Source organism: Mesorhizobium sp. M0800 (assembly GCF_040320095.1).
In the GTDB taxonomy this organism is placed as follows: domain Bacteria; phylum Pseudomonadota; class Alphaproteobacteria; order Rhizobiales; family Rhizobiaceae; genus Mesorhizobium.
Genome location: NZ_JAMYOZ010000060.1, coordinates 1 through 14394, shown reverse-complemented (window position 1 = coordinate 14394; position 14394 = coordinate 1). Strand labels below are relative to the sequence as shown.

The 14394-nt window shown below is 63.6% G+C and carries 15 protein-coding genes and 2 pseudogenes; 8 read left to right on the top strand and 9 right to left on the bottom strand.

The window, feature by feature from the left end; translation table 11 throughout:
• Window positions 1–345, bottom strand: a 345-nt coding sequence (locus tag NKI18_RS32715; RefSeq protein WP_353021948.1) for a hypothetical protein, incomplete at its 3' end; no start/stop codon positions are given.
• A gap of 30 nt (window positions 346–375) precedes the next feature.
• Between NKI18_RS32715 and NKI18_RS32710 the strand changes: the two genes are divergently transcribed.
• Window positions 376–1803, top strand: coding sequence for an OmpA family protein (locus tag NKI18_RS32710; RefSeq protein WP_352622433.1), 1428 nt, complete (start codon window positions 376–378; stop codon window positions 1801–1803).
• Between the two features lie 239 nt (window positions 1804–2042).
• A complete protein-coding gene (locus NKI18_RS32705; RefSeq protein ID WP_352450730.1) occupies window positions 2043–2558 on the top strand; it encodes a TIGR00645 family protein in 516 nt (171 codons plus the stop codon).
• Between the two features lie 54 nt (window positions 2559–2612).
• Here NKI18_RS32705 and NKI18_RS32700 read toward each other — a convergent pair whose 3' ends face one another.
• From NKI18_RS32700 to NKI18_RS32690, 3 genes are all read right to left on the bottom strand, one after another.
• Window positions 2613–3479 carry an SDR family oxidoreductase gene (locus NKI18_RS32700; protein ID WP_352457549.1) on the bottom strand — a complete coding sequence of 289 codons (867 nt, stop codon included), beginning with the start codon at window positions 3477–3479 and terminating at the stop codon, window positions 2613–2615.
• 114 nt (window positions 3480–3593) lie between these two features.
• On the bottom strand, window positions 3594–4229 hold the full coding sequence (locus tag NKI18_RS32695) for a helix-turn-helix transcriptional regulator (protein WP_352622435.1): 636 nt from the start codon (window positions 4227–4229) through the stop codon (window positions 3594–3596).
• A gap of 7 nt (window positions 4230–4236) precedes the next feature.
• A complete protein-coding gene (locus NKI18_RS32690) occupies window positions 4237–5106 on the bottom strand; it encodes a S1C family serine protease (RefSeq protein ID WP_023678283.1) in 870 nt (289 codons plus the stop codon).
• A 169-nt stretch (window positions 5107–5275) separates the two neighbouring features.
• On the opposite strand from NKI18_RS32690, the gene NKI18_RS32685 reads away from it, so the two are divergent.
• Window positions 5276–6226 carry a S1C family serine protease gene (locus NKI18_RS32685; RefSeq protein ID WP_023678284.1) on the top strand — a complete coding sequence of 317 codons (951 nt, stop codon included), beginning with the start codon at window positions 5276–5278 and terminating at the stop codon, window positions 6224–6226.
• Here the strand turns inward: NKI18_RS32685 and NKI18_RS32680 are convergent.
• Window positions 6223–6648, bottom strand: coding sequence for a VOC family protein (locus tag NKI18_RS32680; RefSeq protein WP_352622437.1), 426 nt, complete (start codon window positions 6646–6648; stop codon window positions 6223–6225). The two genes, NKI18_RS32685 and NKI18_RS32680, sit on opposite strands and share 4 nt — an antisense overlap.
• 66 nt (window positions 6649–6714) lie before the next feature.
• Here NKI18_RS32680 and NKI18_RS32675 point away from each other — a divergent pair, with 66 nt between their 5' ends.
• Complete coding sequence (locus NKI18_RS32675; RefSeq protein ID WP_352622439.1) at window positions 6715–7341, top strand: TetR/AcrR family transcriptional regulator; 627 nt, start codon at window positions 6715–6717, stop codon at window positions 7339–7341.
• On the opposite strand, the gene NKI18_RS32670 is transcribed toward NKI18_RS32675, so the two are convergent.
• Entirely contained in the window at window positions 7274–8230 is a 957-nt protein-coding gene (locus NKI18_RS32670; protein WP_352622441.1) for a LysR family transcriptional regulator, read from the bottom strand. The two genes, NKI18_RS32675 and NKI18_RS32670, sit on opposite strands and share 68 nt — an antisense overlap.
• Window positions 8231–8340: 110 nt before the next feature.
• On the opposite strand from NKI18_RS32670, the gene NKI18_RS32665 reads away from it, so the two are divergent.
• From NKI18_RS32665 to NKI18_RS32650, 4 genes and pseudogenes are all read left to right on the top strand, one after another.
• Window positions 8341–8985: an FMN-dependent NADH-azoreductase gene (locus tag NKI18_RS32665; RefSeq protein WP_352622442.1), complete on the top strand. Its 645-nt coding sequence runs from the start codon at window positions 8341–8343 to the stop codon at window positions 8983–8985.
• A 132-nt stretch (window positions 8986–9117) separates the two neighbouring features.
• Window positions 9118–10500 (top strand): 3' terminal RNA ribose 2'-O-methyltransferase Hen1, encoded by a 1383-nt coding sequence (locus NKI18_RS32660; RefSeq protein WP_352622443.1) that lies wholly within the window; start codon window positions 9118–9120, stop codon window positions 10498–10500.
• A pseudogene (locus tag NKI18_RS32655) lies at window positions 10497–10823 on the top strand (AAA family ATPase); the annotation flags it as partial. The gene NKI18_RS32660 and the pseudogene NKI18_RS32655, both read left to right, overlap by 4 nt.
• A gap of 293 nt (window positions 10824–11116) precedes the next feature.
• Window positions 11117–13072, top strand: a complete 1956-nt coding sequence (locus tag NKI18_RS32650) for a polynucleotide kinase-phosphatase (protein ID WP_353021942.1) — start codon at window positions 11117–11119, stop codon at window positions 13070–13072.
• Between the two features lie 8 nt (window positions 13073–13080).
• On the opposite strand, the gene NKI18_RS32645 is transcribed toward NKI18_RS32650, so the two are convergent.
• The 3 genes and pseudogenes from NKI18_RS32645 to NKI18_RS32635 all read right to left on the bottom strand — a co-directional run.
• A complete protein-coding gene (locus NKI18_RS32645) occupies window positions 13081–13371 on the bottom strand; it encodes an HlyU family transcriptional regulator (protein WP_023678291.1) in 291 nt (96 codons plus the stop codon).
• A 113-nt stretch (window positions 13372–13484) separates the two neighbouring features.
• Window positions 13485–14165 (bottom strand): PadR family transcriptional regulator, encoded by a 681-nt coding sequence (locus tag NKI18_RS32640; protein ID WP_352622447.1) that lies wholly within the window; start codon window positions 14163–14165, stop codon window positions 13485–13487.
• A gap of 126 nt (window positions 14166–14291) precedes the next feature.
• Window positions 14292–14394 (bottom strand): annotated as a pseudogene (locus NKI18_RS32635) (IS481 family transposase); the annotation flags it as partial.

The following is a 14394-nucleotide window of genomic DNA, read 5'->3' as shown; positions in this document are numbered from 1 at the left end:
CCCCGCAAGAAGCGGCGCAATCAGCAGCAGCAAACAGAATCCGCTCCGGCCGAGCAGATCGCTCCAGCCGAGTCCGAGCAACCCCGCAAGAAGCGGCGCAATCAGCAGCAGCAAACAGAATCCGCTCCGGCCGAGCAGATCGCTCCAGCCGAGTCCGAGCAACCCCGCAAGAAGCGGCGCAATCGGCAGCAGATCGAAGCGGCCCCATCGGAACAACCGGCCGAGCAGGCAGCGCCGGCAAACGACAACCAGCCCAACGTCAATCCGCGCAAGAAGAAGCAAAAACAGAACCAGCAGATCGAGGCTGCCCCGGCAGAACAGGCTCCGACTGTCGAGCCCGGACAAAAGCCGGGCAAGCGCAAGAAGCCTGCTGAATTGACCGGACCCGCCACGGAGGCGGAAGGCCAGCCGGCGCCGACCAATAAGGAAGCGACCCCACAGGCCCAACCGGCTCCGACCGAGCAGCAGGCCGCTCCCGTCCAGGGCGAACAGCCCCAGGACAAGATCAAGAAACGTGGCAAGAGGCCTGTCGGCGAACAGCCGGTGACAGGAGAGCAACAGCCCTCGACCGGCGAACAGCCTTCGACTGGCCAGGCCGCGCCTGTCCAGGGTGAAAATCCGGTCCAGGGTGAAGCCCAGGCCAATCCGAACGAGGCACCTGTTCTGGACAGCCAGAAGGATGTCTTGCGCAAGCACAAGGGTGGCAAGGAGCGCGGCCAAAATGCCGGTAAGCAGCAGGGCAACCAGCCCGCCCAGCAGGGCGAGAACCAGGTGGAAGCCCCGAAGCCGGCTCCGGTCGATCAGGGGCCGCCGCCCACCGACGACCGGGCAGCCCAGCGGGAGATCAAGCCTGAAAAGATCGTTCCGGTGACCGAGGAAAAAGGCAAGCGCGTCGAGCGTGCGCCGGACATCGAGGATGTTCGTCGTCGTCCGCGCCCCCAGGGTGCCAACGTCGTCAGGGAATTCGGCGACCGCGTCATCCTCCAGTTCAACAACCAGACGTTCGTCGAAAGCAGCGATGCACCGCGCATGCACCGCGGCGCCAGGAATGTCTATTATGAGGACCTGTCGGGCGATCGCACCCGGGAAATCGTCGAGCGTGACAATGGTGTCCGGATCGTCACCATCCGCAACCGCTACGGCGACGTCATCCAGCGTTCACGCATCGCGCCCGACGGCCGCGAATATGTGCTGAGCTATGTCGACGAGCGGAACTATGACGATGATGCAGACTGGCGCGACCCGGGCGACGACCTGCCGCCGATGCGCCTTACCATCCCGCAAGAGGAATACATTCTGGATTCCGAAGAGGTCGAGGATCCGGACGACTACTACACCTTCCTCGAACGGCCGCCGGTCGAGAGGGTCCAGCGCCTCTATTCGATCGACGAGGTCAAGCGCTCGGCCCGCGTGCGCGACATCGCCCGCCGCATCGACCTCGACACGCTCAACTTCGAATTCGGTTCGGCCTCGATTTCCGACACCGAGGTCCAGAAGCTGGAGGGTGTTGCCAACGCCATGGACAAGCTGCTGAAGAAAAATCCGGCCGAGAGCTTCCTGATCGAGGGCCATACCGACGCTGTCGGCACACCGGAAGCGAACCTTGCTCTGTCCGACCGCCGCGCCGAGGCGGTCGCCGAAGCCTTGACCAACGCCTTTGGCATCCCGCCGGAGAACCTGACGACGCAGGGCTATGGCGAGGAGTATCTCAAGGTCAACACGTCGGGACCCAACCGCGAGAACCGCCGCGTCGCCATCCGCCGGATTACCCCCCTGGTAGCGCCGGTGGCCAGCGCCCAATAAACCGCAATGTGAACCGCGCGATTTGATCAACCATTGAATCGCGCGGTCATCAATCTTGAAACGCGCGGTTACCCATCCCAGATTCTGGAAAGGGCGTTCCCTGCCCTGTCCCGACTCCAGCGGGACACACGAGCCCCGCCGGTTCCCCTCCCCGGCGGGGTTTCGTTTTTTTGAAACCTTGCAAACCGCCGCAGCCTGCCCGAAATACGGCGCTCCGACAACGGAGCCCGAATCGCCGCATGAAGCGCCTCGAACTCGCCATCGAATCGATCATTCTCGCCTCGCGCTGGCTGCTGGTCGCCTTCTATCTCGGACTGGGTGCGGCACTTGCCATCTATGCCGTGTCCTTCGGCAACAAGCTGTTCGAGTTCGTCTCCGTCGCCTTCACGCTCGATGACACCGACACCATCCTGAAAATACTCGGCCTCATCGATGCCGCGCTGGTCGCCTCACTGGTGGTGATGGTGATCATCTCGGGTTACGAAAACTTCGTCAGCCGCTTCGATGAAAATGACGGCAAGGTGCATTGGCTGGGCACGATCGATGTCGGCTCGCTGAAGGTCAAGGTCGCCTCGACAATCGTAGCGATCTCCTCGATCCACCTCTTGCAGGTGTTCCTGAACTCGGTCTCCTACACGACCGACCAGCTGATGTGGCTGACCATCATTCATCTGGCCTTCGTTCTGTCGGCACTGATGCTTGCCTATATCGACCGGCTGATGGGTCTTGGCAAAGCCAAGAAAGCCGAAGACTGAGCACGCGTCTGTGCCGGTCTTTAAGAGATATGCCTGTCAGCTAGATACTTTCCGTCAGTAGATACCTTTGATTTTGGTATCCGTCCGGCCGAACACCTCGTCCGGCACAAAAAAGTCGCCGGCGAGCGGGCCTGTCGCACCCGGCGCATAGGCCGAGAAATCGCTGACGCCCTCAGCGCGCAGCACTTCTTCGTCAATGTAGAAATTGCCGGTCGCCTCACGCGACGGCCTGACCAGGATGGCGTATGCCGCATCGGCCATGATGTCGGGCGAACGGCTCATCGCCGCCACCGTCGCCCCGCCCAGGAGGTTACGCACCGCCGCCGTGTCGATGGTTGAGATCGGCCATAGCGAATTGACCGCAATGCCGTCCCTGGCGAACTCGGCGCTCATGCCCAGCGTGCACATCGACATGCCGAACTTTGCCATCGTGTAGGCGACATGGTTCTTGAACCACTTGGCCTTCATGTCGAGCGGCGGCGCCAGATTCAAGATGTGAGGATTTTCCGCCAACCTCAAGTGCGGAATGCACATTTTGGAGACGAGAAAAGTGCCGCGCGTGTTGATCTGGTGCATCAGATCGTAGCGCTTCATATCGGTCTCCAGCGTGCCGGTGAGTTGGATGGCACTGGCGTTGTTGACGCAGATATCGATGCCGCCGAACCTCTCCACGGTCTTGGCGACCGCCTCGGCGACCTGTTCTTCATCCCGAATGTCGCACAGCACCGGCAGCGCCTTGCCGCCGGCCTGCTCGATCTCGTGCGCCGCCGTGTAGATCGTCCCGGGCAGCTTCGGATGCGGCTCGGCGGTCTTGGCCGCGATCGTCACATTGGCGCCATCGCGCGCGGCGCGCAGCGCAATCGCCAGCCCGATGCCGCGCGACCCGCCGGAGATGAAAAGTGTCTTTCCCTTGAGCGACATCCTTGCGCCTTCCTGCAACATGAAAGACACGATCCTTGCGCGGCCGAGAACCGCCGCGCAAGGCCCAACACACCGGATGCGGGTTACGCTGCGTCGGCCTTGAGACAATCTGAACTAGACCAGCACCAGGCCCTGCCGCATGGCGATGGCGATCGCATCGGTGCGGTTGGCGGCACCGAGCTTCGTCAGGATCGCAGCGACGTGGAACTTCGCCGTGTGCACGGAGATGTTCAGCCGTCGCGCGATGACCTTGTTGGGCGCGCCCTCGGCCAGCAGCGCCAGCACTTCGCTCTCGCGCGGCGAAAGCGTCGGCCGGACGATCTGCTCGTCGGTCAGTTCCTCTTCGAACCGATCGCTGCCATGGAAGGGCAAATCGTGATGCAGATCGGATAGAGCATGACTGTCACGCGAAATCCGGTAGCCCGCCGCCGCCAGCCGCGCGGCGGCGGCGATCAGCAACTCGTCCGCTTGCACCGGCAGCACGGCAAACACTGTATCGGCCGGCCGTTCACGGGCCGCTCGCGACGATAGCAGCACGCGAGGCATCGCCGCGTCGAAGAGACCGCCTTGTAGCCCATGATCATCGACGATGGCGACATCCGCCGCCCCACGTCCGTCGACTTCGCCCGCCAGAACCGGCCGCAGATCATCGGTCGCGGCGAGAACGGCGGACAGACTTCGTGCGCGCTCGGCGTCACCGAGCGCGATCAGCACCGTCAGCCGTCTGCCGGCGACCTCACCGCTTACCATCAATCCCTCAGCTCAGTGGTTTTTCACCGATAGTCAGGGAAACCTCACGATTCTCGCCGCCGCGCACCACGCCGAGTGTGACCAAGGCACCGGCGCTGTCCGGCCCGAGCTTGCGGATCAGCTCGCGCGGGCCATGCACCGTCTCCGCGTTCCACGACACGATGATGTCGCCGAGACTGAGACCGGCTGATTTCGCCGGCCCGTTATCGTCGAGGCTCATCACCATGGCGCCCTGGGTATCACCATTGCGGACCGGATGCAGGCCGGCGCCAAGATAGCCGCGCGCGACATGACCCTTCTCGCGCAGCGTCGTGACTGCCCGCTCGATCGTTTCGTAAGGCATGACCAGCGCCCGCCGGCGTGGCCCGAACAGCAGCATGCCGATCAGTCCACCCTTGGCGTCGAGCACAGGGCCACCCTCGAAACGGCCGCCGGCATTGACGGCAAGGTTGATGCGCCGGTCGATCGTGCCGCCGCGCATTGAACGCCAGGCCGGGCCGACCTCGCCGACCGTGCCGAAGGTAGCGAGCGAGGTGCCGTCGCTATTGCCCGCCACGACCGCCAGGTTGCCCGGCCGCACCGCATCCGCCTTTACCAGTGACGGGGCGCCCGGCGCGCCGGCCGGTTTCAAAACGGCCGTGCCGGTGGACGGGTCGCGGCCGACCAGTTCCGCCTTGACGGCTTCGCCCGAAGAAAACGTCAGCTCGATCTCCTCGCCGGCCTCGACCGCCTCCTCGGCAGTGACGAAATAGCCGTCCCGCCAGTGGAAAGCAGTTGACGTCCGGTGGTGCGTCGCGAAGCTGGCCGTCGCTGGTGCCGCGGCTGCCGCGATGTCGGCAATGGCGTCGGAAAACGTGCTCAGATTGAAATCGCTCATGATTTATCTCCTGGGTTCTTCGTGACCCAGATATCGCCCGGCAGGGCGTTGGCGGATACTCGCCTGACGGCTAGTTGGGCATTTGACTGGCCATCTGGTCAGGTCGCGGCCGGTCCGGCCGCTCCGCACATATAGGCATTGTTCATCTTGTTCCAAACGGAGCCCTCGGATGGCCCTGCCCGCCCAGCAATTGCAATATGACGATGCCCTTCTCGATGCCTATTCGGCGACGGTCGCCGATGCCGTCGACCGCATCGGGCCCGCCGTCTGCCGCATCGAGCGCATCGGTGGCCCGGGCGGCCATGGCTCCGGCTTCGTCATCGCGCAGGACGGGCTGGTCGTCACCAACTTCCACGTCGTCGGCGATGCGCGCAGCGTGCGCGTGTCAATGCCGGACGGCGCCTCCAGGGAAGGCCGCGTGCTCGGCCGCGATCCCGACACCGACATTGCGCTGGTGCGCGCCGACGGCAACTTTGCCGATGTTGCGCCGCTTGGCGATTCCAAGCGTTTGAGGCGCGGCCAGATTGCAATTGCCATCGGCAATCCGCTCGGCTTCGAATGGACCGTTACCACTGGCGTCGTCTCGGCACTCGGCCGCTCGATGCGTGCCTCCACCGGCCGGCTGATCGACGACGTCATCCAGACCGACGCCGCGCTCAACCCCGGCAATTCTGGCGGACCGCTGGTGTCCTCGGCTGGCGAGGTGATCGGCGTTAACACCGCGATGATCCACGGTGCGCAAGGCATCGCCTTCGCGGTTGCTTCCAACACCGCCAATTTCGTCATCTCGGAAATCATCCGCTTCGGCCGTGTGCGCCGTGCCTTCATCGGCGTTTCCGCCGACACCACCAACCTGCCGCGCCGCGCAGCCCTTTTGTCGCAAGTATCGAGCAGCACGGCGGTGCGCCTGCGCACCGTCGAAAAGAACAGCCCGGCGGCCAAAGCCGGCCTCAGGGAAGGCGACATTATTGCCGCCATCGACGGCCGCCCGGTCACCGGCGTCGACGATCTGGTGCGCATGCTCGACGCCGAGCGAATCGGCCGCGAGACACTGTGCACGGTGGTGCGCCGCTCCGGCATTACTCAGGTCACCGTGATGCCGTTGGCGAGGGCAAGCTAGCTCGCCGCAGCACCCTGCGCATATTGCGCCATAAATTCTGGGCTCGGCGGGATCGGCCTGATCACGTCGATCAGCACTCCGTTGGGATCCCTGGTGATGAAATGGCGCTGGCCGAAGGATTCGTCGCGCAGCGTTCGCAGGATCGGCAGGCCAGCGGCGGTGATCCGCTCATAGATGGCATCCGGATCCCTGACCTCGAAATTGATCAGCAGGCCAGATGTGCGGCCCCGCCCTTCCTCCGGGATCGTCTCATGATCGCCCTGGACGATGCCGAGGTTGACGCGGCGATCTTCGGCTGAGCGCAGATGCACGTACCAGTCGGCCTCAAACAGCGGCTTGAAGCCGAAATGCGCAACATAAAAGGCTGTCGTGCCGGCAACGTCGCTCGTCATCAGCACCGGATAATAGCTCGTCGTCCTCATCTTTCCTTCTCCCGGCAAACAACATACAGTCTGCAGGTAAATGGCAATAACATACAGGCTGCATGTATGCAACAAGGATCCGCTCGTCGCTCCAACCGTGATCGCACCGCCGCGACACGCGCCGAGCTCATCGCCGCGGCTCGCAAACTGTTCACCGAAAAGTCCTATGCCGAGACCGGTACACCCGAGATCGCCGCCGCTGCCGGGGTCACGCGCGGCGCGCTCTATCATCACTTTGCCGACAAGCAGGCGTTGTTTGCCGCTGTGGTCGAACAGGAGGCGCAAGCCGTCTCGGAAGAGATCGAACGCGCGTCGCCGCCTTCGCTATTTGCCCGCGATGCGCTGATTGGCGGCTCGGATGCCTATCTGGCTGCCATGCGTGCGCCCGGCCGTACGCGGCTCTTGCTGCTTGATGGCCCGGCCGTGCTCGGCCGCGCCGCCATGGATGCGATCGACAATCGCCATGGCAACCGTTCGCTGCGCGACGGCCTTGTTGCCGCGATGCGCTCGCACTCCACGACGAGACTGCCTGTGGAAGCACTGACCGCGGTGCTCGCAGCCGCCTTCGACCGCGCAGCGCTCGCCACCGAAACTGGAGCATCGATCGAGGACTATCGCGCCGTTCTCATAGCGCTGATCGACGGCCTGTCTCCGGCTCCTCCTCAGGCACCTCACCCGGTTCGAACTCGTTGAAACAGCCTAGCTGGCGCTTGAACTGGTCGATCAGCCAGGCGGCCGCCGGTTTTGGGCTGCGATCGGCGCGGTGCATGGCATAGAGCGGCGAGCGGACTTCGCTGTAAGGCTCGAGATCGAGTTCGACGAGCCGGCCGTTCGCCAGATCATCGGCAATCAGCCATCGCGGCAGCCCGCCCCAGCCCAGCCCCTCGCGCATCAGCACGTGCTTGGTGCGCACATCCGTCAGCCGCCAGGTGCGGTAGGCGAAGACGCCATAGTCACGCCCGCGCGTACGCTCGGACTGGTCCGAGACGACCAGTTGGATGTGTTCGCGGACATCCTCTAGCGCCACTGGTCTCGGCAGCAGCGCCAGAGGGTGATCAGGCGCTGCGGCTGGCACCAGGGAGAAGAAGCCGATGCGAAGCAGATTCACCTCCGTCTCACCCAGAAGCCCCCCGATGCCGAGATCGGCCTGTCCGCCGACAACATGATCGAGGATAAGGCCGAGCGAGCCGATATGCAGACGCAGCGTCACGGCAGGGAACTGCGCCTCGAATGCCTTTAGCACCCGAACCAGCACCGGCGACGGTAGCGTCACGTCGACCGACAGCGTAACTTCCGCCTCCAATCCCTGCCGGTATCCGTCGACACGCGAGCGGATGCGTTGCAGCACGCCGACCATGCGCCGCGCATCTTCCAGCGTCGCCTTGCCGACATCGGTCAGTTGCGGTTCACGCGTGCCCTCGCGCTCGAACAGCTTCAGCCCGAGCTGCGCTTCGAGGTTGGCGATGGCGTAGCTGATCACCGATTGCGCGCGATTCAATTTGCGCCCGGCGGCCGAGAAGCTGCCGGTCTCGGCCACCGCAACCAGGATCTGCAGTTGGTCAAGCGTCGGGTTCGGTTGCATCGTTCAATCCACATTTTAGATGGATAATATACAAAATATACCAGTTTTTCAAATGGGTCTGCGCACACATATCTGCCGGGAGATTTTGATCCAACCCTGGAGACCCCATTATGTCCATCCTTCTTGTCACATCGAGCCCGCGCGGCGCTGCCTCGCACTCGACCCGTATTGCTACTGAATTCGCTGAAAAGCTTGTTGCCGCCGATCCGTCGAACACGCTTGTCGTGCGCGACCTCGTCGCCAATCCGTTGCCGCACATCGATGCCGATTATGCGACCGGCATCTACACGCCGGCCGAAGCGCGCACCTCGCGCCAGGCTGAAGTCGTTGGCGTCTCCGATGTCGTGCTGGATGAACTGTTCGCCGCCGATTCGGTGATTCTCGCCACCGGCTTCATCAACTTCAACATCTCCTCGACGCTGAAGTCCTGGGTCGATCACATTGCCCGTTCCGGCAAGAGCTTTGCCTATGGCGAGAACGGCCCCAAGGGCCTCGTCACCGGCAAGAAGGTCTACATCGTGCTGGCTTCGGGCGGCATCTATTCCGAAGGTGCGGCCGTGCAGTTCGATCACGCCATTCCCTACCTGCGCAGCGTGCTTGGCTTCCTCGGCATGACCGATGTCGAGGTCATCCGCATCGAAGGAGTCGGCATGGGCGCCGATGCGGTGGCAGCAGCGCTGGCCAAGGCTTCGACCAAGGTCGACGCCATTGTGGCCGCGACCGGTAATGCCGAGCGCGTCGCCACCGCGGCGTAAAGCGTCAGGATCGTCTGAATTGTACAAGGGCAGGCGCCCGGCGCCTGCCCTTGTTGTCGTTGGCGACAACCTATTGTGGTGGGCCACACAACCGCCATTGGTTATTCCGCTTGTCTGCGCTATCGGTCGCGGATGTTCCTTTCCGTTGCCACAACGCACCGTCCGGCCACCGATCTCGGCTTCTTGCTGCACAAGCATCCGGATCGCCTGCACGAGACCGACCTGTCTTTCGGCAAGGCGTGGCTGTTCTATCCCGAGGCAACCGAAGAGCGTTGCGAGGCTGCACTCCTGCTCGATGTCGATCCTGTGGGCCTGGTGCGGGGCAAGGGCCAGGCAGAAGGCCTGCTAGACCAATATGTGAACGACCGGCCTTACGCAGCATCATCCTTCCTGTCGGTGGCGCTGAATAAAATGCTGCGGACGGCGATGACCGGTATATCGAAGGAGCGCCAGGAACTGGCCGACAGCGAACTGCCGCTGGAAGCCGTGGTTACGCCACTGCCAATGCGCGGCGGTGAGGTTCTGGTTCGAAGTTTGTTCGAACCCTTGGGCTGGACAGTCGATCTGACGCCAATCAAAGGAATCGGGGGTGTTGCAGGCGAGCCCCGATACGGCCATCTGAAGCTGACCGGCACGGGCCGGCTCAGCGCCTTGTTGAATCACCTCTATGTGCTGATCCCGGTGATGGACGATGCCAAGCATTACTGGGTCGGCGAAGCAGAGATCGACAAGCTGCTGTCCAAGGGAGAGGGCTGGCTGGAAAACCATCCGGCCAAAGACCTGATCGTGCGCCGCTACCTTGGCAATCGCCGGGCTTTGGCCCGCATCGCCCTGGAGCGGCTGGCTCCCGAGACGGCTGGCGAGGCACAACCTGCCGAGCCGCGCGTTACGCCCGAGGAAGCGCTGGAGACGCCGATCCGGCTCAACGATCTGCGCATGGACGCAGTTGTCCACGCCATTCGGGCGACGGGAGGAACCACGGTTGCGGACCTGGGATGCGGTGAAGGCAAGCTGCTCGACAGGCTGGTGCGCGAGCGATGGATCCACAAGCTGTTCGGTCTGGATCCGGCGGCGCGCGAACTGGAATGGGCCGCAAAGCGTCTCAAGCTGAACGAATTAGGCGGGCCGCCCGAGGCCCGGGTCACGCTGCTGCATGGATCGCTGACCTACCGGGACAGCCGTTGGGCCGCAGCCGACGTCGCCGTTCTGGTCGAGGTCATCGAGCATCTCGACGAGGACAGGCTGCCCCTGGTCGAACGCATCGTTTTCGGTGAGACGGCGCCCAAATCCGTCATCGTGACCACTCCGAATGCGGACTACAACGCTCTGTTTCCAAGACTGGTCCCTGGCGCATTTCGCCATCCCGATCACCGTTTCGAATGGAGCCGGGCTCAGTTCCAAGCCTGGGCGGCCAAAATCACCGAGATCTATGGCTATGCAGCCACCTTCAGCGGTATCGGAGCCGAGGACCCGACCCTCGGCGCCCCCACACAGATGGCGGTGTTCACCCGATGAGAGAACCCGATAAGACCAACCTCACCATTCCTGACTTCGCCCTCGTCGTGCTGATCGGCTCGACCGGATCGGGCAAGTCGACTTTCGCCGCCAAGCATTTCCTGACGACCGAGATTATCTCCTCGGACCAGTGCCGGGCGCTGATCTCCGACGACGAAACCGACCAGGACGTCTCTGCGGATGCCTTCGACCTGGTTCGCGAAATAGCCGGCCAGCGGCTCAAACACCGCAGGCTGGCCGTCATCGACGCCACCAATGTGCGAGCCGCCGACCGCAAGGCCTGGATTGAGCTGGCGCGCAAGTGGCACGCTTTGCCGGTCGCCGTGGTCCTCGATCCAGGCGTCGAGGTGTGCGTCGCACGCAATGCGGTGCGAGCCGACCGGCCGTTTGGCGCCGGGGTCGCCCAGCGCATGACAACCGAGATCCGCAAGGGTCTTGGCGGCCTCCAACGCGAGGGCTTCCGCCAAGTCTGGAAGCTTACCAGCGAGGCCAGCATCGACGCGGCCGAGGTGTCGCGACAGCCGCTGTGGACCGATAAGCGCGACGACCATGGCCCGTTCGATATCATTGGCGACATCCACGGCTGTTCGGATGAGCTCATATCCTGCTCGCTCGATTGGGCTACAGCATCGTCTGGTCTGAGCATCAGGGCGACCGAACGGTCACCGTGGTCCCACCAGAGGGCCGCAAGATCGTCTTTGTCGGCGACCTCGTCGATCGCGGCCCCAACTCGCCCGACGTGCTGCGCATTGCCATGAGCATGGTCGCGGCTGGAACCGCATACTGTGTCCAGGGCAACCATGAACGCAAACTCAGCCGCTGGCTAGAAGGCCGCAAGGTCACGGTCGCTCACGGCCTCCAGCAGACTGTCGATCAGCTAAATGCACAGGACCGAGGCCTGCGCGAGGCGCTGCCGGCCTTTCTCGACGGCCTGCGCAGCCATGTCTGGCTCGATGGCGGAGGCCTCGCCGTCGCCCATGCCGGCCTCAAGGAAGAGATGATCGGACGCGGTTCCGGCGCTGTGCGCGAGTTCGCTCTGTACGGCGAGACCACAGGCGAGACCGACGAGTTCGGGCTGCCCGTCCGCGCCGACTGGGCCGCGGCCTATCGTGGCAAGACGGCCATTATCTATGGACATACGCCCACGCTATCGGCTGAATGGGTCAACAGCACCCTGTGCATCGACACCGGATGCGTATTCGGCGGCAAGCTGACGGCCTTGCGCTGGCCGGAACGCGAACTGGTCGAGGTGCCGGCAATCCAGACCTGGTCGGAGCCGATACGTCCGCTGGGCGGGTCCGGTCCCGGTAAATCGGCACAGGCCGACGCCGACGGCGTGCTCGATTATCAGGATGTCTCCGGTCGCCGTTGGATCGAGACCGGACTGAGGGGCCGGATTGTCGTGGCCGAGGAGAACGCGTCGGCAGCACTGGAGGTGATGAGCCGCTTCGCGCTCTCGCCGCAATGGCTGATCTATCTGCCGCCGACCATGTCGCCGTCCGAGACCAGCAGCCAGGACGGCTGGCTGGAACGTCCGGAGGATGCCTTCGCTTACTTCCGCGAGCGCGGCGTTGCGCAGATCGTGTGCGAGGAGAAGCACATGGGTTCGCGGGCAGTGATCGCGCTCTGCCGGAACGCGCAGGCGGCACGCAGCCGCTTCGGGGTCTCTGGCGACGAAACCGGCGCAATCTGGACCCGCACCGGACGCTCCTTTTTCAATGACAGTGCCATGACGGAGGACCTGCTCGCCCGTCTCCGCACCGAGGTCGACGCGGCGGACCTGTGGAAGGAATTGAACAGCGACTGGCTGCTGCTGGACGCCGAGATAATGCCTTGGTCGGCCAAGGCCGGCAGTCTGATCGAAAGCCAGTATGCGCCTGTGGCCACATCCTCTGCCGCCGGTCTCAAGGCCAGCAGCGAGGCGCTGGCCCGTGCGATGGCGCGCGGCGTCGATGCAGCCGGCCTGAACGCACGCCTTGAAGACCGGGCCGTCCGCGCAGCCAAATACGCCACCGCCTGGGCGCCCTACGTATGGCCAGTTTCGGGCGTCGAGGACCTTAAGGCCGCGCCTTTCCACCTGCTGGCCAGCGAGGGACGTGTTTGGTTTGACGAGGACCATGTCTGGCACATGTCGCTCGCGGACCGTCTGGCTGCCCGTGGCGGCGTGGTCACGCCGACTCGATGGCGTATGGTTGATCTGGCCGACGGCAGCGCGTGTGCCGAGGCCGTCGCCTGGTGGGAAGCGCTGACTGGCTCAGGCGGCGAAGGCATGGTGGTCAAACCATGCGACTTCGTCAGCCGTGGCAAGAAGGGGCTCATCCAGCCGGCGCTGAAGGTCCGCGGCCCGGAATATTTGCGCATCATCTATGGTCCCGAATATGACGCGCCCGACAATCTCGTCCGCCTCCGAGAACGCGGCCTGGCCGGCAAGCGCAGCCTGGCGCTCAGAGAGTTCGCGCTTGGCCATGAAGCGCTAACGCGATTTGTCGCCAAGCAGCCGCTACGCCGGGTTCACGAGTGTGTCTTCGCCGTGCTGGCGTTGGAAAGCGAGCCAATCGACCCAAGGCTGTAGTAGCCGATCTATCCGAAGATCTTCTCGCCTTGCTCGTCGACCAGCTGGATGCCCTTTTTGATCGAGATGTCGACAGCGTCATCAAGCCCGGCAAAGCGGTCGGCGCGGATGAATTTGTGCTCCTTCATCACGCCGTCGATCTCCTTCGAAACCACACCGCAGGTCTGGTACTGGCCCTCCGCCTTGTAGGGCGTGGCGCTGATCAAAAATCCCTTGTGCTCGATCTGCTTTGCCGGCGCCGCTGTCTTTGGCTCGGCGGCTTCGTTGCCTCCGCCGAAAAGACGCTTCAGAAAAGACATGGGGTATCCTCCAACGGCAATCATCCTGCACCACATAGCGCGGTGCAGGATGATTTTCAGTACCGGTCCTTGGCCGAGCGGGCAAGGGCCGCAACTGGCTTGGCAGCCAGAGATCAGTCGCGCGACAACGCTTCCAAGGCCTCTGCGGCAGCTTCCAATATGCTGATTGCCTCGGCCTGCTTTGCTTCAGGCGCATCGACGATTTCGCCGAGCGCGGCGCGCAGCCGGTGGCGCACGGCGCGAAACTCGTCGCGCTTTTCCGAGCGGCCGCGGCCGCGCCGGCCACCGTCGCCGTCATCGTTCCAGCCGAACCAGTCGCGCGCCTTCGCCATCTTGCGGCCGAAGCGCTCGAGGTGGTCGAGCACGTGGTCGATCATCTCGCGATTTTCGTTGAGATGCGCCTGCCCCGCCTCGGTGATCGAAAACACCTTCTTGTTGCCTTCCGACGCAGAAACGGCGTAGCCGGCCTCCTCCAGGAAGGTCAGCGTCGGATAGACCACGCCGGGGCTCGGGCTGTAGACGCCGCTGGTGCGCTCCTCCAGCGCCTTGATGATGTCGTAGCCGTGCCGCGGCGCCTCGGCCAGCAGCGACAGCGTGATCAGCTTGAGATCGCCGTCGGCCAGCATGCGGCCGGCGCGGAACATGTCGCCCGGCCCGCCGCGTCCGCCGCCTCTCATGCCATGCCCAAACGGGCCAAAGCCGCCGCGCCCACCGAACTTGCCGGCCATATGCATGAAAACGCGCTCGGCGTGTTCGCCAAAACGATGATGCCCGAAATGATCGCCTTTGTGCATTGTCTGCTCCTTGAGTTATGTCTTACGATATATCTCAACTAAGTGCCCGCCACGGTCGAGTCAAGATATATCTTACGATGTATCTGAAAATGGCACCAGCAGGATTGATTTCGCCAGCGAGGGCAGCTAGATGTTTGGTCCCGGCATTTGCTGGAGCGGATTTAGCCTGAAGCGTTCCGGTTGTGAGACCCACGCCTTGCAGATGAACTCGTAGGGCGTGAGGCCCTTG